Source organism: Mesorhizobium sp. M1066 (assembly GCF_040318635.1).
Taxonomy (GTDB): domain Bacteria; phylum Pseudomonadota; class Alphaproteobacteria; order Rhizobiales; family Rhizobiaceae; genus Mesorhizobium.
In genome coordinates this window covers 397,594-416,353 of sequence record NZ_JAMYMR010000002.1, presented here as the reverse complement: position 1 = coordinate 416,353, position 18,760 = coordinate 397,594, and the positions used below count along the sequence as shown (strand labels likewise).

Sequence of the window (18,760 nt, the reverse complement as noted above, 5' to 3'; positions counted from 1 at the left end):
CGGCTTCGATCCGATGCTCAGGCCAACAAGATGTTGGCCAGAGGCCAACAAGAGGTCGGCCAGGGCGGTCGTCCCCCGCCTTTGAACTGTTTTAAGCGGCAGCCTGCTCGGCGGTCTTCTTGGCGATCTGCTTTTTCAGCAAACGGGCGCGCTGCGACAATTCCTTGACGTCGGCCTTGGCCAGGAAGGCGTCGAGGCCGCCGCGATGTTCGACCGAACGCAGCGCGTTGGCCGAAATGCGCAGGCGCACGTTCTGGTTCAGCGCTTCCGAAATCAGCGTCACATTGACGAGGTTCGGCAGGAAGCGACGCTTGGTTTTGTTGTTGGCGTGGCTCACATTGTTGCCGGACATGACTGCCTTGGCAGTGAGTTCGCAGGTGCGGGACATTGTTCTAACCTTCAGTTCTCGGGGTCTGCCAAACACTCAAGCCCACGCCGGGTGGCGCGCGGTTCTGGTCAGGCGGCCTTATGGAAAAAGTTGGCGTTCCATAGTTGCATTTCGCCGAGGCGTCAAGCTCCGGCTTGCCCAGCCCCTGCATTGCCCACGGCGCGCCCGGCATTTTCATATTAAGGCCGGAATTCATCCTATAAGCGGTTCCATAGGGACATGCCAGACCGGAGTTGCCCGCCTCCGGCCGAAAATCAAGGACCCGATCCCGCCATGCTTCGTTCGCCACATGCCCTTGTTGCCATGCTTGCCATAGCTTTGCCGTCCGCCGCGTCTGCTGCCTCGCCGCAGTCGTTCAAGGGCGAGTACACGGTGTCGTTTCTTGGTCTTTCGATAGCGAAATCAACGTTTTCCAGCCGCTATGAGAACGGCGCCTACGCGATCCAAGGCAGTGTCACCGCGGCAGGGCTGGCCAAGCTGTTCGACGACACGCGCGGCACGATCTCATCCAAAGGCACGATCGCGGGCAAGAAAATGGTGCCGCAGGCATTCCGCGCCGACTACACCTCCGGCAAGAAGGCATCGGTGGTCGATATCCGCTTTGCCAATGGCAGGGTCACCTCGACGAAGGTCATACCGGCACCGGGCAAACGCGACCCTAAGAACTGGGTGCCGCTCGGTGCCGGCGACTTGGCCTCGGTGCTTGATCCTATGGCCGCCACCGTCATTCATGCCGACAGTCTCGACCAGGTCTGCGGCCGCACGGTGAAGTTCTATGACGGCGAGATGCGTGCCGACCTGACGTTGACCTACGCGTCGAAAGGCACGATCTCGGTCCCAGGTTACAAGGGCGACACCGTCACCTGCCAGATGGGGTTCGAGCCGGTGGCGGGCTATCGCAAGGGCCGCAAGGCGCTGAACTATCTCAAGAACAAAAGCCGCATGATGGTGACGTTTGCACCGCTCGGCCAAACCGGCGTATATGCGCCGATCCATGCCACGGTGGGCACGCAGATCGGCACCTTGACCATCAGCGCCGGGCGTTTCGAAGCCGTACAATAGCCAGGCGCGGAATTGGCGCGCCACTGGAGACAGAATGGGGCGCGCAACACTGATCGGCTTTTCGGCGGTCGCCATGTGGGCGCTCCTCGCACTGCTCACCGACGCATCGGGCCAGGTGCCGCCGTTCCTCTTGTCGGCGATCACCTTCTCGATCGGCACCGGCGTCGGGCTCGTCGCGCGGCTGTTCATGCCGGCACCCGACAAGAGCCAGAAGATACCGCAGCAGGTGTGGCTGATCGGCATTGCCGGCCTGTTCGGCTACCATTTTTTCTATTTCACCGCGCTGCGCAATGCGCCGGCGGTGGAGGCGAGCCTGATCGCCTATCTGTGGCCGCTGCTGATCGTGCTCGGCTCGGCGCTGATGCCGGGCGAAAACCTGGCCTGGAACCATGTCGTCGGTGCGCTGCTCGGCCTTGCCGGCACCGTGCTGATCGTCACCAAGGGCGGTGGCCTCGCTTTCGATGCCCGCTACGCCTTCGGCTATGCCATGGCCGCCGTTTGTGCCGTGCTGTGGTCGTCCTATTCGTTGTTGTCGCGGCGCTTCCCGTCGGTGCCGACCAGCATCGTCACCTGGTTCTGCGCGGCGACCGCGGTGCTGTCGCTCGCCTGCCACCTGGCGCTGGAACAGACGATTCTGCCTGACGGTGTCGGCCAGTGGCTGGCCGTGCTCGGCCTTGGCCTGATGCCGGTGGGTGCCGCCTTCTATGCCTGGGACATCGGCGTCAAGCGCGGCAACATCCAGGTGCTGGGTGCTGCAAGCTATGCGGCGCCGCTGTTGTCGACGCTGGTGCTGATCGCGGCCGGCGTCGCCGAGCCGTCGCTGCGCATCCTCGCCGCCTGCGTGCTCATCACCGGTGGCGCGGTGCTCGCCGCAAAATCCCTGTTCCTGCGCAAGCCGGCTGCGGTCGAGAGCGGAGCCGAGGCATCCGAAAGCGGAGCCGGGGCATCCGAAGACGGAGCCCGGGCATCCGAAGGCGGAGCCAAGGCATGACGATGCCGTTTGCGGGCGGCATCGACGCCAATGCCAATGCGACACTGATTTTTTCGCTGGCGGCGGCGGTCATCTACGCCTTCACGCTTGGCATGCCGCCGACGCTCGCCCGCTCGGCGGCAAAGACGCTTGCCGTGGCGATGCTTGCCGTTCTGGCGGGGCTGCAGGGCGGCCCGCTGCTGCTGGTCGCCGCGCTCGCACTCAGCGCCGTTGGCGACGCCTTCCTGTCGCGCGACGGCGAAAAGTCCTTTCTCGGCGGGCTGGCCAGTTTTCTCGTCGCTCACATCGTCTATGTCGCGCTGTTCCTGCGCAGCGGTGGCGGGTTGGGAGTGCTTGGCGCCGAGCCGTGGCGCGGAGCGATCGCGCTCGCCATGGCGGTGTTCGTGGTCATCGTGCTGGCGGCGCTGTGGCGTCGTGTCGGTCCCAGCCTGCGTATCCCGATCACCGTCTATATCGCGGCGATCCTGGCAATGGGCATCTCGGCGCTGACAACAAGCAATATGTGGGTGATCGGGGGCGCCGTGCTGTTCATGGCGTCGGACGGGCTGCTCGCCACGGAGAAATTCCTTGTGGCCGCCATCTCGCCGCATCGTGCCTGGATGCGTTTCGCCGTCTGGGCGCTGTACTACGCCGCCCAACTCGCGATCACGCTAGGCTTCCTGCTAAATCAGGCTTCTTATTGAGTTAGGACTGTCCAGGCTGCCAGCCGGGTGCCGCCAGCTCAAAAGCTGCAAACTCGAAGCCCGGCGCGACGGTGCAGCCGACCAGTGTCCATTCGCCCAGGCTGCGCGCCGATTGCCACCATTCCGCCGGCACGACGATCTGCGGCCGCTCACCGGCTGCGAGATCGATGCCGAGGACCTGCTCCACAACGGCACTGCCTTCCTCCCACATCGCCAGCGCCAGCGGGGCGCCGGCATGGAAATGCCAGACCTCGGCGGCGTCCTTGACCCGGTGCCAGGCCGAAACCTGATGGTCCTCAAGCAGGAAATAGATGGCAGTCGAATGGCCGCGCGCGCCGCCGGTGCCATCGCGAAAGGTCTCGGCATACCAGCCGCCTTCCGGATGCGGCTTCAGCCCGAGCGTCGCGATGACTTCTGCGGAGCTGGTCATGGCGACGATACCACCGGGCCTAGAAATTGTCCTTGCGCTTGCGGATTTCGGCAAAGACCTCGGCGTCCGAAGCTTTCTCCAGCCCCAGATGCTTGCGGATCGCCGGATCGTGCCAGCGCAGGAAGGGATTGGTCGACAGCTCCTCGCCGATCGTCGTCGGCAGCGTCGGCTTATTGTCGGCGCACAGCTTTTCGATCTTGGCGGCGCGTTCCTTCAATGCCGAATTCGTCGGGTCGACGGTCAGTGCGAAACGGGCGTTGGCGAGCGTGTATTCATGACCGCAATAAATAATCGTTTCGGCCGGAAGCGCGGCCAGCTTCTTCAGCGAATCGTACATCACCGGCGGCTTGCATTCGAACAGCCGTCCGCAACCCAGCGCAAACAGCGTGTCGGCGGTGAACGCCACACCCGAAGCCGGCAAATAGTAGGAAACGTGGCCGGCGGTGTGGCCGGGCGTGGCGATGACTTCGATCTTTTCATCGCCAAGATGGAGAACCGAGCCGTCTTCGACGGTCTCGTCGATGCCGGGGATCTTGGCCTTTTCCGCTTCCGGGCCGACGATGCGCAGCTTGAAGCGCTCTTTCAGCGCCAGATTGGCCTCAACGTGATCCATGTGATGATGCGTGGTCAGGATCATCGTCGGCGTCCAGCCGGTGCGCTTGAGCGCGGCCAGGATAGGCGCTTCCTCGGGCGCGTCGATGATCGCGGTCTGGCCGCTTTTGGGATCATGCACCAGCACGCCGAAATTGTCGCTGCGGCACATGAACTGTTCGATTTCGACCGGCATCGCATCTCTCCGTTTATGGCCGCAGACATAGGGCGCCGGCGCGTGGATGTCATCCTGGATGTTGAAGACATCCTGGATGTTGAGCAACATTCCGGGACGTTGAACGACGTCCCGCAATGTCTAGTGACATTCCCGGAATGCCAGGTCGTCGCGGCCTGTTGTTGAAACCCGCCGATATCGCGGCTACATCCCTGCCATGCATTCCGACATCGTCGATCTTCGCTCCTTCTATTCGACAACACTCGGCCGTTTCGCCGAGCGTTCGATCACCATGGCGTTGTCGTCGATATGGGCGGTCGTGCCCAACGAGCGGCTGGTTGGTCTGGGCTACACCTTGCCGTGGCTGGAGCGGTTCGGCACCGACGCCGAGCGGGTCTTCGCCTTCATGCCGGCGACGCAGGGCGCGGTGGTGTGGCCGGCGACAGGGCCGACGGCGACGGCACTGGTCTTCGACGAGGAACTGCCGCTGGTCGATTCCTGCATCGACCGCATGCTGCTCGTCCATTCGCTCGAACATGTCGAGAACCCGCGTGAGACGCTGAACGAGATCTGGCGCGTGCTGTCGCCGGCTGGCCGCGTGGTCATCGTCGTGCCCAACCGGCGCGGTGTCTGGGCGCGCTTCGAGCACACCCCGTTCGGCAATGGCCGGCCTTTTTCGCGCGACCAGCTTACGGAACTGCTGCGCGAGGCCAATTTCACGCCCGCCGCCTGGTCCGATGCGCTGTTCTTTCCGCCGTCACGGCGCCGTTTCATGATGCGCTTCCACAATGTGCTGGAGCGCGCCGGCCGGCGGCTGTGGCCGATCTTTTCCGGCGTCATCGTCGTCGAGGCGCAGAAACGGCTCTATCAAGGCGTGCCTGTCGTCCAGCGCGCCTCGCGCCGCGTCTTCGTGCCGGTGCTGTCGCCGCATGGCGCCACCCGGCTTGGCCGTCACAATGCCGATGCCAAGCCCTCGGCTGCGCAGGTGACGGCTTCGTGATCACGGCAAGCGTGCCTGACGTCGTTTCCCTGCCTATCTGTCGCAAGCGGACCGACAGCCCATCCGGCAGCCCATACGAACGCCTGTCAAGTTTCTCCATCCGGTTTCAGCACTGACGCGAGGACCTCGGCCATGGCTGATCAACCGGACAATGCCGCCGCCGTTCAGCCGGTTGCCGTGGCGGTCGAAGCCAGCAGCCTGCGCGATCAGGTGATGACGATCCGGCGGGCGCTGGCGGGATCGCCGGTTCGCAAATGGTTGCAGTGGACATTGGTCGGCATCATGGCCGTGATCATCGCAACGTCGATCGGCCAAGTTCTGCTCAACCGCTGGAACCAGCCTTTCTACGATGCGCTTGCGCGCCGCGACATGGCGGCCTTCCTGCACCAGCTCTTCGTCTTCGCGATGATCGCCGGCGGGCTGCTGGTGCTCAATATCGGCCAGACCTGGCTCAACCAGATGATCAGGCTCAAACTGCGCGAGGCGCTGACGCTGGATCTGATCGATCAGTGGATGCGGCCGGCGCGCGCCTTCCGGCTGGCCAATGCCGGCGCCATCGGCGTCAATCCCGACCAGCGCATGCAGCAGGACGCCGCGCATCTGTCCGACCTGTCAACCGATCTCGGCGTCGGCCTGCTGCAGTCGTGCATCCTGCTGGTGTCCTTCGTCGGGGTGCTGTGGGAGCTGTCCTCGGGCTTCGTGTTCCACATCGGCGGGACCTCGCTGGCCATACCGGGCTACATGGTCTGGGCCGCCATCCTTTACGCCGGCATCGCCTCCTGGCTGAGCTGGCTGGTCGGGCGCCCGCTCATCCGCCTGAACAGCGACCGCTATACACGCGAAGCCGAGCTGCGCTCCTCGATGGTGCGCGTCAACGAGAATGTCGATGCCATTGCGTTGTATCATGGCGAGGCCGACGCCAGGCGGCGGCTCGAACTCGATCTCGGCACGGTGCTGGGCGCCATGCGGCGCATCTACACCGCCCAGATCAACCTGTCCTGGGTGACCGACACCTATGGCTGGATCACCGTCGTGGCGCCCATACTGGTCGCTTCGCCGGTCTATTTCTCAGGTGATATCAGCTTTGGCGGGCTGATGATGGCGGTCGGCGCCTTCAACCAGGTCCACTCCTCCTTGCGCTGGTTCATCAACAACATCGGCAGTATCGCCGATTGGCGCGCCACGCTGATGCGCGTGGCCGATTTCCGCATCGCGCTCGATGAAACCGATGCGCTGCATGACACCGAAAAGCGCATCGCCTTCGGCCAAAACGTCAATGGCAGCCTGACTTTCGAGAAGCTCGAAGTGGCCTCGCCGGAGGGTTGCACCAGACTCGCCGACCCGCATGTCGAAATCCGCCCCGGCGAGCGCGTGATGATCACCGGCGACCCCGGTGCGGGCAAGACGCTGTTCTTTCGTGCCATTGCCGGCCTGTGGCCATGGGGAAGCGGCCGGATCGGCCTGCCGGCGGGAGAAACCCCCATATTCGTGCCGCGCGTGCCTTATTTTCCGGTCGGCACGTTGCGCGAGGTCCTCGATCACCCGAACGGGCCCGCGCCGGCGAACGATGCCGACATTTCGGCGGTGCTGGCCGAGGTCGGTCTGGGACGGCTATCCTCGTCGCTCGACCGCGCCGGGCGTTGGGACCATGAGTTGGGCGATGACGAACAACGCTCGCTGGCCTTCGCCAGGCTCGCGTTGCGGCAGCCGAAATGGGTGATCATCGATGAAGCGCTGGATGCGTTCGACGGCCCATCGCTAAGACGCGTGCTGTCGATGCTCGAGAAGCGTTTGCCGAGGACAGCAATCCTCAACATCGGGCGCGGCCAGCACAACAACCACTTCTTCCCGCGCGCTTTGACGATCGTCAAGGATTCCGGTGCGCCAGCCCTGAAGCCCGCCCGCGTCAGGGCCGGCGCGATCGAACCGCCGCCAGCCGCCGCTCGTCGCAAGAAATGAGCTGATTTCCGGGCGAGGGAAGCAAAGCTTTATTTTGCCGCGATCGCGAGGGAAGCTCCTCGGGAGAAACAATCTTGGCGACGGCCATGCTTGATGCTCTGCGCCTGCTTGCCTGTCTTGCCTGCGCCCAGGCTGCCCAGGCTGCCCCGGCCGCCTCGCCGCCGGATGCGCTCGCCGTCGACGTCGAGCTGGTGCTGGCGGTCGACATCTCGCTGTCGATGGACGAGAAGGAGTTCGCCCTGCAGCGGGCCGGTTATGTCGAGGCGCTGCGGCATCCCGACTTCATCAAGGCTGTCCGCGCCGGCGCCAAGGGCCGCATAGCGCTGACCTATTTCGAATGGGCCGGCACGGTGCGCGACGACGCGGTTATCGGCTGGCAGATTATCGATAGTGCCGAGAGCGCGAACAGCTTTGCCGACAAGGTCGCGGCTCGTCCGTTCCGCAGCTTTCGCGGCACTTCGATTTCCGGCGCGCTGGCCTTCGGCACCGAGCTTTTCGACCGCACGTCTTTCCAGGGCGAACGCAGCGTCATCGACATTTCGGGCGACGGACCGAACAATATCGGGCCGCCGGTCACCGCGACGCGCGATGCGGCGACTGCCAAAGGCATCGTCGTCAACGGCCTGCCGATCCTGATCAGCCCGTCGCCCACCTTCAGCCATCTCGACCAGTATTACGCGCAGTGCGTGACCGGCGGACCCGGTTCCTTCGTGCTGCCTATCTATGCCGCCGCCGAGTTTTCGACAGCCATCCGGCGCAAGCTGATCCTGGAAGTGAGCGGCATTCAGGACGAGGTGAGAAGCATCCCCGTCGACGCGGCGACGCCGATAGACTGCCTGCAAGGCGAACGGGACAGGCGGTTTCTATCGGATCCGTATTTTCCCGAACTTGACCGTTGAGCTCTCGACAGAGGGGTTAACGCGATCCGGAGGAAAAACCGTTCCACAATTTCCCGGAATCCCTATCGGTTTAAGCGGGCCGGGCACCAAATTGATTGCGAAACTCGTTGGAGAGATCGCGGCGCCAGCGCCGGCCATGGACATAGCCTTGCATCAATTCCGGCAGCGAATAGCCAAGCGTTTTGGATGAACGGTTGGCCATGTAGCCCTGAAATGCCTCCGGTATCCTGCCTCGCAGGATGTCGGCGATGAGCTGCCGCGAGATCATGTAAGGCGGAATGTGCGGGTAGGCATGGGCAATATGCGGATGTTTGCCCATCAGGTTCGCATAGGCCTCGACATAGCCGTCACGGCGGCCGGAAATCGAGTTCTCCGAATTGTATTTCGTCCAGTCCAGATCCCTGGATAACTGCGCACCGAAGCGCCGGGCAAGGCGCAGCAGCAATTCGCGATCCTGCATGCGGGTGATGTCGCTGTCGTAGCCGCCGATGGCCAGCAAGGCTTCGCGGCGAGCGGTGATCGCGGAGCCGGCAATGAAGATGGTCTGCCCAACCAGCGCCCGCTCCAGCATTGCGGGGCTCGCGAACGCCTCGGGGTTGACGCAGTTTGTGATGCGATTGCCTTTCAGGGACACGAACGAACTGATCAGCACTTGCAGTGCAGGATTCTCATCGAACCAGGTCAGGGTTCGTTCAAGCCGGTGCGGCATGTAGATGTCGTCGGAATCGAGGAACGTCACCAACGGTGCCCGCGCGCGCTCGATGCCGGCATTCCTGGCAGCGTTGGCGCCTCGCCATTTCGCCCCGACATAGATCAGCCGCGGGTCCTGGATACGGGCCAGCGCCGCTTCGGTTCCATCAGTCGAACCATCGTCGACGACAATGTGCTCAAGCCTCGACATGCTCTGGGAGAGTACGCTGTCCACGGCGCGCAACACCGTTTCGCGTCGGTTGTGGGTCGGCGTAATGACCGTGATGAGAGGTGTCGGTTGGATCCCGGCCATGTCTGTCAGCTGTTTCCTGCGCAGGGTTGCGCGTCTGTCCAGGACTTTTCGATTTTCAGAACGGTCGAATGGATTGGACTTCCCTTCCTCTACACCGCATCACAGTCGGCGCGACGCTACAAAAAACGACTGCCCCTGTCACCCACCGTGCCGGTACTCAATCCGCGCGAGACAACGAATCCCCGCTGCTAGCGTTCCAATTGCAACAGCACCGCCGCACATAGCATTGCGAATCACCATGGAAGCAACCCATCATGACAGGTAGCATACATCTCATTACCTCAGACGTAATCGCTTAGCGCTCGGCGTTTGGTCAGATTGCCCATGCGAGGCCGGCAACTCGGCTTCGATGACAAGGGAGTCCAGTCATGGCCGCTTACGCCGTCGCCCATATGCGCCAAGCCGCAATGGGTCCGCAGATCGTCGAATATCTGCACAAGATCGATGCCACGCTGGAACCTTTCGGCGGCCGTTTTCTGGTTCATGGCGGCGATGTCGAGGTGATCGAGAACGACTGGCCTGGCCATCTAATCATCATAGAATTTCCCGACAGGCAGCATGTGCGTGGCTGGTACAATTCGCCCGCCTACCGGGCGATACTGGCGCTGCGCACGGACAATTCGGAGGCCGATGTCGTGTTCGTCGACGGCGTCGAACATCCGCACAAGGCCACGGATATTCTGGAACAATCGACGGGTCAAGGATCAATTGGACGCTGAACCGCGGTTCAAGGAATGGCGGTAAAGCGTCTAGCTGTGCCCAACATAGTCGGGCACAGTTTCAATTTTGTCACGAACCATGCCAGTCGCAAAACTGAACTGGCCCCAAAACGCCAAACCATAAAATGCCTGACCGACAATCAGAGAAAAGGGAACCTGCCAAAGCGGCATCCCCGTTTCCCGGGCATGGCCTACGATCCGTCGTGTCGTGCGCCATGACATGGTGAGCCACCGGCTGAAAGACTTGACTATCCGTCGCGCGCGGCTCGGCGAATTGAGCGCAACGAACTTCCGGTCGGCGTCGCGACCTGTAACCAGGGCGCGCCAGTAAAAGAACCGCCAGCCCCGCGGCGAATAGTGATAAACGCGTGCGTCGACATTAAGAATTTTGTGGCCCTCCCGCAGCAGTTCGCGCATCAGCAAAGTGCAGGAAACCTTGAAGCCGTTATGTTTTGGAAAAGGATGGCTGACGATCCACTCGCGTCGAAACGCTACATTGTTAGCGTTGATCGCTCGCTTCGAGGCAAATCGCCCGTCTCCACGGGCCATCGGGAAAAACCAGATCAACGCAAACGTTCTTGAAAAGAAATCGTCGTATGAGAGGTATGTATATCCGTTTGCGCAGATAACTTCAGAGTTTTCAAAGGGCTCAAGCAGTCCTGGTAGCCATCCTGGTTCCGCGACCACGTCGGAATCCATAAAGATGACGATATCTCCGTCCGATGCCAGCATGCCGTTGTTCTTCAGGTCGTAATATCGGCCGCCAGGGAAAGCCGTGAAGACGAGTTCGGCAACCTGACCGAGCTGCGGGGCCTCATTCGAAATCTCACGACGCAACGCATCCTCGTCCGACTCTGCTCCCCCGTGAGAAATAACGATCCTTGGTCGCACTAAACCGGTTGCTGAAACCGATGTGATTTCCCGAGCCAAGGCCTTCATCCCAACGCCGATCTCGTCCCAGTCGATCGATTTTGCATTCTCCATTTCGACGACGAGTGAATACGTTGGACGCTCTTGAGCCATATCTGAACCGATCAAGTTATTAGTGCCGATGTGGCTATAACGCTCTCGGCGGGCTGTCAAACCAGCGTGCAATAAGAATTTGTGCTCGTGATCGCCATGGACGGCGATGCGCTTTGATCAATAACATCGCATCTCTGGCGCCCCTGGATGCTTCGTGTTCTTGTACAATGCCGTTCGATCAGATCGAGAACCTTGAGCTCCTCTTTTTAAGAAAACCGCGACGGCAATTGTTGGCATGGAAGTTCGACGTGTCAGAATATTCCGCCAAGAACCGCTCTCTCCACTCCTCATTGATGGTGTCTCGTTGAATATCGAGGCCCGAATCGAGATCAGACCCGGGTTTCAAGACAAGCTTGGCGTCGACCAGAGATGCAGCCCTTTCAAGGCAGGTCCGTGGATGTTCAAGGAGTTCTTCGTATGTCAGTGATAGGAAGGACAATCCGTTTTTTGCAAACCAGACATCCCAGGCCAGATTTTCCAGGATGATTTTTTCAAGCGAGTCCGCGATTGCTTTGCCGTCGTAGCATGGTCTCTTCTGATCGGCCTCGGTAGAGCGGAACCGACCACTCTGACGAGCGCGGGTCCACGAAACTGCTTGACCAACGAGGTCCCCACGCGTCAACCGCATATAGCGCAGCTTTGGAAGGCTTGCGGGGAGATCCACGGTTTTGGCAACCTGTGAAAACTGGCTGGCAAACAGTTTGACCGCGTAAATCCCGGAGGGAGACCGCCCGTCCTTCAGTGCACGCAAAACCTGGGCACGGGGGTCGCGGGGATAGTTCGGCATTTCTAGAACACGGCGGCCCCCGAACCACTCGAGTGGGTTGCCAAGCCCGGTGGCTGCCATCAATCCGGCTAGGTGGTTGCTGCCGCTGCGCGGTGAGGTGCAGATGAGAATTCCGGCTTTCAACCCAGCCAGCATGTCCGGTGGGATTTCAACTGGCAGAGGGCGCCTACGAAAGAGATACATGGCGATCAATATTACCGTTTCAGCAAGAACACTGCCTGCTGGCCGAAGAAGTTCCAGAACCACCACGGCATCGACAGGCCGATCTTCTGGCCGGCAGCGTCGAGAGCGGTTGCCTTCTCGACGGTCGCGCCGAGTTCGTCGCACAGATTGACGAAGTCGCGGATGGTGCAGAAGTGGATGTTGGGCGTGTCGTACCAGGAGTAGGGCAGGTCCTTGGTCACTGGCATGCGGCCGTTGACGAACAGTGACAGACGCACCCGCCAATGGCCGAAATTGGGGAAGGAGACGATGGCGCGATTGCCGATCCTGAGCAGTTCGTCGAGCACCAGCTTCGGGTTGCGGGTGGCCTGCAGCGTCTGCGAGAGGACGACGAAGTCAAAGCCCTTGTCGGGATAGAATTCGAGATCCTTGTCGGCATCGCCCTGGATGACCGAGAGGCCGCGCGCCACGCATTCATTGACGCCGCGCTGCGACAGCTCGAGCCCACGGCCGTCGACCTGCTTGCTGTCCTGCAGCAATTCGAGCAGCGAGCCGTCGCCCGAGCCGACATCAAGCACGCGCGACTGTGGCGGGATAAGGTTGGCGACGACCTCGAGGTCGACGCGCTGGTCGCGGTTGACGCTCATTGGCTCAGCCCTCTCGCCCTGGCCGCCGAGCCGATGAAGCCGTTGATGGCGGCAAACAGTTCCGGCTCGTCGAGCAGGAATGCGTCGTGGCCGCGGTCGGTTTCGATCTCTACGAAGGATACCGATGCTCCGGCGGCGTTGAGCGCATGCACGATCGAGCGGCTCTCCTCGGTCGGAAAAAGCCAGTCCGAGGTGAACGACACCAGGCAGAAGCGGGTCTTGGTGCCGGCAAAGGCGTCGGCCAGCCGGCCGCCATGGTCGGCGGCGAGGTCGAAATAGTCCATCGATCGCGTCATGTAGAGGTAGGAATTGGCGTCGAAGCGATCGACGAAGGTCATGCCCTGATGGCGCAGATAGCTTTCGATCTGGAAGTCGGCGTCGAAGCCGAAGGTCAGCGCGGTGCGGTCCTGCAAATTGCGGCCGAATTTCCGGTGCAGGGCGGCTTCCGACAGGTAAGTGATGTGGGCCGCCATGCGCGCCACCGCCAAGCCCTTTTCCGGGCGTTTGCCGTGCTCGAAATATTTGCCGCCATGCCAGTCCGGATCGGCCATGACAGCCTGCCGGCCAACCTCATGAAAGGCGATGTTCTGCGAGGAATGGCGCGCGCCGGTGGCGATCGGCAGCGCCGAGAAGACGCGCTCCGGATAGCTCGATGCCCATTCCAGCACCTGCATGCCGCCCATAGAGCCGCCGAGCACACAGAACAGCCTTTCGATGCCGAAATGGTCGATCAGCATCTGCTGCGCCCGCACCATGTCGCGAATGGTGATAATGGGCAGGTCGAGCCCATAGGGCTTGCCGGTGGCGGGATTGGTCGAGGCCGGACCGGTGGACCCAAGGCAACCGCCGATGACGTTGGAGCAGATGACGAAGAAGCGATTGGTGTCGATGATCTTGCCGGGGCCGATCAACACTTCCCACCAGCCAGGCTTGCCGGTCACCGGATTGGTGCTGGCGACGTGCTGGTCTCCGGTCAGTGCATGGCAGACGAGGATGGCGTTGGAGCGGGCATCGTTCAGCGTGCCGTAGGTCTGGTAGGCGATCTGGAACGGTGACAGCAGCGTGCCGGCGTCCAGCTTGAGCGGCTTGTCGGATCCAAAACGCAAAACCGGGCTCGACGGTTGATCGACCTCGTTGTTGGTTTTGCGGGCACGCAGAACGGCCATGACATCCATCTCACACTTTGAGCCCACGCATCTTGTCGAAAGATGCCGATACGGGTGTCCGGCCGGCGCGGACAACAAAAAACCGGCATTGCGGTCGCAAAGCCGGTTACAGGATGCAAACGGCCCTTTAGCAAGTTGTTTAACGTGGCTGCAAGCCGACCGGCCAAATCACCACGGAAGTTCGCACCCCTTCTAGGGCTGTGGCGCGCCGGCGTCAACGGGCCGCCTGGTCCCAATGGCTGTCGCCTCTCGACATTGCGGGCCACGGCTTGTATTTCCGCTGCGGCTTCCCTCAGGAAGCGTTCTCGACGGATTTTGCGACATGAGCCAGACACCGGACCAGGCACGTCCAACCCCGCGTGCGGGCATCATGGACATCGACGCCTATGTGCCGGGCAAGAGCACGGCGCCCGCCGGCGTCGCCAAGGTCCACAAGCTGTCATCAAACGAGAATCCGCTAGGGCCCTCGCCGAAAGCGATCGAAGCCGCGCGCGAGATTGCCGGCAAGCTCGACATCTATCCCGACGGCACCGCCAGGCGGCTGCGCGAAGCGATCGCCGAGGTGCACGGCCTCAACCCGCAGAACATCATCTGCTCGAACGGTTCCGACGAGATTCTCGGCCTGCTGGCGCAGACCTATCTGGCGCCCGGCGACGAGGCCGTCATCACCGAACACGCCTTCATGGTCTACAAGATCTACATCCAGTCGGCGGGTGCCGTTCCGGTGACGATCAAGGAAAGAGATGAGCGCGCCGACATCGACGCCATCCTGGCCGCGGTCACGCCGCGCACCAAGATCGTGTTCCTGGCCAATCCCAACAACCCGACCGGCACCTATGTGCCGTTCCAGGAGGTGCGCCGGCTGCATGCCGCGCTGCCGAAGAACGTGCTTCTGGTGCTCGACGCGGCCTATGCCGAATATGTCCGTCGCAACGACTATGAGGCCGGCATCGAGCTGGTCGGTGCTGCCCAGAACGTGGTGATGACCCGCACCTTCTCCAAGATCGGCCTCGGTGGCGCGCGGATCGGCTGGATGTATGCGCCGATGCATATCGTCGACGCCATCAACCGCGTGCGCGGTCCCTTCAACGTCAATGCGACGGCGATCGAGGCCGGTATCGCAGCCATCCGCGACCGCGCCCATGTCGAGCGCAGTGTGGCGCACAACGAGACCTGGCTTGCCTGGCTGAGCGAGGAATTCACAAAGCTTGGGCTGCGGGTAACGCCGAGCGTCGGCAATTTCGTTCTCGTTCATTTTCCTGACGATCAGAAGCATTCGGCGGCGGCGGCGGACGACTATCTGACGGCGCGCGGCTATATATTGCGGCGCGTTTCGGGCTATGGCTTTCCCAACGCGTTGCGCATGACCGTCGGCACCGAAGAGGCCAATCGCGGCGTTGTCGCCGCTCTCACGACATTCCTGAAAAGCTAGAACGCCATGACATCACCGATGTTTGAAAAGATCGCGCTGGTCGGCATCGGCCTGATAGGCTCGTCGCTGGCCCGCGTCATCCGCCGCGAGGGGCTGGCCCGTCACGTTGCCATCTCGACCCGCAGCGCGGCGACGCTGGCGCGGGCGGAAGAACTTGGACTCGGCGATAGCTATACCACCGATGCGAAAGAGGCGGTTCGCGATGCCGACCTGGTCATCGTCTCGGTGCCGGTCGGCTCGTCCGGCGCCGTGGCCGAGGAAATCGCGCCGGCGCTGAAGCCGGGTGCGATCCTCACCGATGTCGGCTCGACCAAGGCGTCTGTCATCGCGCAGATGCAGCCTTATGTGCCTGAAGGCGTCCATTTCATTCCCGGCCACCCGCTGGCGGGCACGGAAAAATCCGGCCCCGACGCCGGTTTCGCCGACCTGTTCGACAATCGCTGGTGCATCTTCACGCCGGTGCCCGACACTGACCCGGACGCGCTGGAGAGGCTGTCGGAATTCTGGCGCCGCTGCGGCGCCAACATCGACACGATGGACCCGCAGCATCACGACATGACGCTCGCCATCGTCTCGCATTTGCCGCACATCATCGCCTACAACATCGTCGGCACCGCCGATGATCTGCAGTCGGTGACCAAATCCGAAGTGATCAAATATTCGGCTTCGGGTTTTCGCGACTTCACGCGTCTCGCGGCCTCCGACCCCACCATGTGGCGCGATGTCTGCCTGCACAACAAGGACGCCATCCTCGAAATGCTGGCGCGGTTCTCGGAAGATCTGGCGTCGCTGCAACGCGCGATCCGCTGGGGCGATGGCGAAAAACTCTTCGACCTGTTCACCCGCACCCGTGCCGTGCGCCGCTCGATCATCGAGGCCGGCCAGGACATCGACGTGCCCGATTTTGGCCGCCAGGCCGTCGAGCATCCCGCGAAGGGCTAAGTCAGTTTCAGGCTGGCCAGGTCTGCGCAACCATGGCCAGCGTCTCGGCCCGGTTCGGCGCACCAAGCCTGCCGCCGAAGCGCTGGCATTTGAGCGCGGCGGCCGCACTGGCAAAGCGCAAAGCCTGCTCGACCGGCATGGCTTCCGCCAGCCCGACGGCGAAGGCGCCGTGAAACACATCGCCGGCGGCCAGTGTGTCAACCGCCTTGACCCTTGGCGCCGCGACATGGCGCACACAGCCTGCGCGACGGTCGTGCCACCAACAGCCCGCCGCGCCGGCGGTTACCGCGACAAAGGCGTCGGTACGCCTGGCGAGATCGGCGCAAGCCGTTTCCGGATCGAGCGCCTGGCCGCAGACGATGCGTGCCGCCGTTTCCGAAGCGACGATGTGCGTAGCGAGCGGCAACAGCTGTTCCAGAACTTCCAGCGGCGCGGTGTCGGCATCGAGGATCGCCGGACTCCCAACGGCGCGTGCCGCCTTGAGTGCCAACGCTGCCGCGCCCGGCCAGCGGACATCGACCAGCACAGCGTCGAATGCCGTGAGGTCGGCGACCGGCAAGGCTTCGGGATCGGCCTGGGCAAGCCCGTCATAGAACGGCACGATGATGCGCTCGCCATACGCGTCGACCAGGATCGAGGCCAGCGCCGAGCGGGCGCCTTTGACGCGGCGCACAAAGGTGCAATCGACGCCTTCGGCCTCGATGCCGGCGATGAGCTGGTCGGCGACGGCATCGTCACCCGCACTCGCCCACAGCGATACCTCGGCCCCCAGGCGATGCGCGGCGCAGGCAGCACTCGTGGCCATGCCCGAGGCGATCTGGACGCCGTCGGAGGCAATGAACTTGCCTTGATGCACGGGCAGCGTCTCGACGCGCAGGATGGTGTCCAGCGTCAAAGCGCCAACGCTCAGCAGCTTCACGGGTCTTGCCATCGCAGCGCTATTCCACAGGCTTGATCTTACCCAGCGGAATGAAGCCGAGCGAGGCCTTGCCCCTGACCACCTTGAGCGGCATCGAGGGTTCGTTGCCGAGCACCGCCAGGGCGGCAAAGCCCTGCTCGATCTGGCTTTTCTGCTCGGGTATGGCGGCGCCGAGGATGACCGCCACCGCCTTCGGGTCCTTCAGCCTGATCATCAGGTCGGCGTTGACCAGGCCCTCGGCATCGACCGACAGCGGTCCCGACACGGTGATGCGCGCCGTCCCCGACGACAGGTCAAGGTTGCGGATTTCGATCGCTTGGCCACGGAGGCTCTTCACCTGCGTGCCGATCAGTGCGACACCGTTCTTCAATGTCACGTCGCCACTGGCGTCGAGTGCCGGAAGCACGCGCCCGCCAATCGCGTCGGGGTCGATCTCGAGATCGCCGAAACTGCCGAGATAGTCGATATCCTCACCGTTGGGTTGCAGTTGGCCGGCCGCCTTGCCGGCGCTGAACAATTGCACCGGATCGGTGTCGTCGGCGGGATCGGTCTGGCCGGAAAGACCCTCCGCCTGCAGCGAAATCCGCTGCGGCAGCGGCCACCACAATTTGAAATTGGCCTGCAGATTGTCCCAGTCTATCCACAGCGGCACCATGTCCGGAACGGAGGTCCTGAGCGGGCCGCGCAGATTGGCAACCGGCGACAGAGGCTGGATGATCTGGGCGGCTGCGTTGAAACTGCCGGCTGAAGCCGCAATGTTCTTGGCATCGTCCTCATAGGCGAGGTTGTCGCAGGAGACGGTAAAGCTCAAGGGATAGCCGCTGACCTGGAGATTGCCGCAGCCGGCCTCGACGCCATTCTTGTTGAGCGTGGCAACCGCCTTGTCGGCTTCGCTCCTGACGCGGTCAGCCAGATAGAACCAGCCGCCGCTGTAGAGGGCGAACAGCACGACGATGAATGCTGCAAGCCAGACCACACGGCGACGTTTGTTCGGCTGGCGTTCGTCACTTGACGTCATGCTTTGGCTCTCGTTAACGCATGGGTGTTGCGGACGGGTAGTCGATTCCGCCAGGTAGACAGACGAATAGTTAGACGGGACGGGCGGAAAAAACACCGGTCCGGGTGCGGTGTTGGCATCTTTTGCAATCAGGCGCGGCGATATGGGCGATTTTTGGGTGTTTGGCTATGGCTCGCTGATCTGGCGGCCGGGGTTCGCGCATGTCGAAACACAGCGTGCCCGCCTGCATGGCTACCGGCGCTCGCTCTGCGTCTATTCCTTCGTGCATCGCGGAACGCGCGAGCGGCCGGGGCTGGTGCTCGGCCTCGACCGTGGCGGGTCCTGCGTCGGCCTCGCATTCCGCGTTCCCGGTGACTTGCACGACGAGGTCATGGCCTATCTTCGCGAGCGCGAACTGGTCACCAATGTCTATCTGGAGCGCATGCTCAAGATTCGCCTCGACGGGGGCGGTACGGTCGACGCGGTGGTCTACATTGTCGACCGCCACCACGAGCAATATGCCGGAGCGCTCGACGCGGCGGATGCGGCGGCCGTGGTGCGCGGCGCGGTCGGCCAGTCCGGCAACAACGAGGACTATGTGCTGAGCACGCTTGAGCATCTCGAGGCGTTGGGCATCCGCGACCACTGGCTGGAGGATGTCGCCAGGCAGGTCGCGCCTTTGTGAAGCTGGCTCTGCGGAAAAAGGCGGCCAGGCCTTTGACCTCGTTCAGGCAAGACCTAGGTTAGGCTCCGACCCTCAGCCCGCGGGCGCCATTTGCCCGCCC

Annotated in this window: 20 protein-coding genes and 1 riboswitch; of the genes, 10 read left to right on the top strand and 10 right to left on the bottom strand. The window is 62.6% G+C overall.

The features are described from left to right. Positions 1 to 91: 91 nt before the first annotated feature. The gene (gene rpmB, locus NKH52_RS05025; protein ID WP_013529373.1) at positions 92 to 388 is read right to left on the bottom strand and encodes a 50S ribosomal protein L28; all 297 of its coding nucleotides are present in this window, start codon (positions 386 to 388) and stop codon (positions 92 to 94) included. A 273-nt stretch (positions 389 to 661) separates the two neighbouring features. On the opposite strand from rpmB, the gene NKH52_RS05020 reads away from it, so the two are divergent. Genes NKH52_RS05020 through NKH52_RS05010 form a run of 3 tightly spaced genes read left to right on the top strand, consistent with a single transcriptional unit; the run spans position 662 to position 3,124 of the window. Further along, positions 662 to 1,450 carry a DUF3108 domain-containing protein gene (locus NKH52_RS05020; protein ID WP_352727812.1) on the top strand — a complete coding sequence of 263 codons (789 nt, stop codon included), beginning with the start codon at positions 662 to 664 and terminating at the stop codon, positions 1,448 to 1,450. 34 nt (positions 1,451 to 1,484) lie between these two features. Further along, positions 1,485 to 2,441, top strand: coding sequence for an aromatic amino acid exporter YddG (yddG, locus tag NKH52_RS05015; protein WP_352727814.1), 957 nt, complete (start codon positions 1,485 to 1,487; stop codon positions 2,439 to 2,441). Further along, entirely contained in the window at positions 2,438 to 3,124 is a 687-nt protein-coding gene (locus NKH52_RS05010; protein ID WP_352727816.1) for a lysoplasmalogenase, read from the top strand. Before yddG ends, NKH52_RS05010 begins: the two co-directional genes overlap by 4 nt. A 1-nt stretch (position 3,125) precedes the next feature. Here the strand turns inward: NKH52_RS05010 and NKH52_RS05005 are convergent, their stop codons facing one another. Both NKH52_RS05005 and gloB read right to left on the bottom strand, forming a co-directional pair. After that, positions 3,126 to 3,554 (bottom strand): cupin domain-containing protein, encoded by a 429-nt coding sequence (locus NKH52_RS05005; RefSeq protein WP_352727818.1) that lies wholly within the window; start codon positions 3,552 to 3,554, stop codon positions 3,126 to 3,128. Positions 3,555 to 3,573: 19 nt separating this feature from the next. Then, complete coding sequence (gene gloB / locus NKH52_RS05000) at positions 3,574 to 4,341, bottom strand: hydroxyacylglutathione hydrolase (protein ID WP_352675630.1); 768 nt, start codon at positions 4,339 to 4,341, stop codon at positions 3,574 to 3,576. A 196-nt stretch (positions 4,342 to 4,537) separates the two neighbouring features. On the opposite strand from gloB, the gene NKH52_RS04995 reads away from it, so the two are divergent. The 3 genes from NKH52_RS04995 to NKH52_RS04985 all read left to right on the top strand — a co-directional run bounded on the left by NKH52_RS04995 (position 4,538) and on the right by NKH52_RS04985 (position 8,178). Beyond that, positions 4,538 to 5,320, top strand: coding sequence for a class I SAM-dependent methyltransferase (locus NKH52_RS04995; protein WP_352727820.1), 783 nt, complete (start codon positions 4,538 to 4,540; stop codon positions 5,318 to 5,320). Positions 5,321 to 5,452: 132 nt separating this feature from the next. After that, positions 5,453 to 7,279: an ABC transporter ATP-binding protein/permease gene (locus NKH52_RS04990; RefSeq protein WP_352727822.1), complete on the top strand. Its 1,827-nt coding sequence runs from the start codon at positions 5,453 to 5,455 to the stop codon at positions 7,277 to 7,279. An 86-nt stretch (positions 7,280 to 7,365) separates the two neighbouring features. Then, positions 7,366 to 8,178, top strand: coding sequence for a DUF1194 domain-containing protein (locus tag NKH52_RS04985; RefSeq protein ID WP_352727824.1), 813 nt, complete (start codon positions 7,366 to 7,368; stop codon positions 8,176 to 8,178). Positions 8,179 to 8,248: 70 nt separating this feature from the next. Here the strand turns inward: NKH52_RS04985 and NKH52_RS04980 are convergent, their stop codons facing one another. Next, on the bottom strand, positions 8,249 to 9,181 hold the full coding sequence (locus NKH52_RS04980; protein WP_352727826.1) for a glycosyltransferase family 2 protein: 933 nt from the start codon (positions 9,179 to 9,181) through the stop codon (positions 8,249 to 8,251). Between the two features lie 368 nt (positions 9,182 to 9,549). Between NKH52_RS04980 and NKH52_RS04975 the strand changes: the two genes are divergently transcribed. Beyond that, positions 9,550 to 9,900 carry a DUF1330 domain-containing protein gene (locus tag NKH52_RS04975; RefSeq protein WP_352727828.1) on the top strand — a complete coding sequence of 117 codons (351 nt, stop codon included), beginning with the start codon at positions 9,550 to 9,552 and terminating at the stop codon, positions 9,898 to 9,900. Between the two features lie 30 nt (positions 9,901 to 9,930). On the opposite strand, the gene NKH52_RS04970 is transcribed toward NKH52_RS04975, so the two are convergent. From NKH52_RS04970 to metX, 4 genes are all read right to left on the bottom strand, one after another. Then, positions 9,931 to 10,938, bottom strand: a complete 1,008-nt coding sequence (locus tag NKH52_RS04970; protein WP_352727830.1) for a glycosyltransferase family 2 protein — start codon at positions 10,936 to 10,938, stop codon at positions 9,931 to 9,933. 163 nt (positions 10,939 to 11,101) lie between these two features. Continuing rightward, complete coding sequence (locus NKH52_RS04965; RefSeq protein ID WP_352727832.1) at positions 11,102 to 11,956, bottom strand: Stf0 family sulfotransferase; 855 nt, start codon at positions 11,954 to 11,956, stop codon at positions 11,102 to 11,104. Beyond that, positions 11,905 to 12,519 (bottom strand): methionine biosynthesis protein MetW, encoded by a 615-nt coding sequence (gene metW / locus NKH52_RS04960; protein WP_352727834.1) that lies wholly within the window; start codon positions 12,517 to 12,519, stop codon positions 11,905 to 11,907. Before metW ends, NKH52_RS04965 begins: the two co-directional genes overlap by 52 nt. Continuing rightward, positions 12,516 to 13,685, bottom strand: a complete 1,170-nt coding sequence (gene metX / locus NKH52_RS04955) for a homoserine O-acetyltransferase MetX (protein ID WP_352727836.1) — start codon at positions 13,683 to 13,685, stop codon at positions 12,516 to 12,518. Before metX ends, metW begins: the two co-directional genes overlap by 4 nt. Before the next feature lie 107 nt (positions 13,686 to 13,792). Next, a riboswitch (SAM riboswitch) is annotated at positions 13,793 to 13,870 on the bottom strand. A gap of 137 nt (positions 13,871 to 14,007) precedes the next feature. Between metX and hisC the strand changes: the two genes are divergently transcribed. Both hisC and NKH52_RS04945 read left to right on the top strand, forming a co-directional pair. Continuing rightward, on the top strand, positions 14,008 to 15,117 hold the full coding sequence (gene hisC / locus NKH52_RS04950; protein ID WP_352727838.1) for a histidinol-phosphate transaminase: 1,110 nt from the start codon (positions 14,008 to 14,010) through the stop codon (positions 15,115 to 15,117). A gap of 6 nt (positions 15,118 to 15,123) precedes the next feature. Continuing rightward, complete coding sequence (locus NKH52_RS04945; RefSeq protein WP_352727840.1) at positions 15,124 to 16,059, top strand: prephenate/arogenate dehydrogenase family protein; 936 nt, start codon at positions 15,124 to 15,126, stop codon at positions 16,057 to 16,059. Between the two features lie 7 nt (positions 16,060 to 16,066). Here NKH52_RS04945 and NKH52_RS04940 read toward each other — a convergent pair whose 3' ends face one another. After that, positions 16,067 to 16,990, bottom strand: a complete 924-nt coding sequence (locus tag NKH52_RS04940; RefSeq protein WP_352727842.1) for a sugar kinase — start codon at positions 16,988 to 16,990, stop codon at positions 16,067 to 16,069. 7 nt (positions 16,991 to 16,997) lie between these two features. Continuing rightward, on the bottom strand, positions 16,998 to 17,996 hold the full coding sequence (locus tag NKH52_RS04935; protein ID WP_127295978.1) for a DUF2125 domain-containing protein: 999 nt from the start codon (positions 17,994 to 17,996) through the stop codon (positions 16,998 to 17,000). 142 nt (positions 17,997 to 18,138) lie between these two features. Here NKH52_RS04935 and NKH52_RS04930 point away from each other — a divergent pair, with 142 nt between their 5' ends. After that, positions 18,139 to 18,660, top strand: a complete 522-nt coding sequence (locus NKH52_RS04930; protein WP_127295979.1) for a gamma-glutamylcyclotransferase — start codon at positions 18,139 to 18,141, stop codon at positions 18,658 to 18,660. Positions 18,661 to 18,760: the final 100 nt, after the last annotated feature.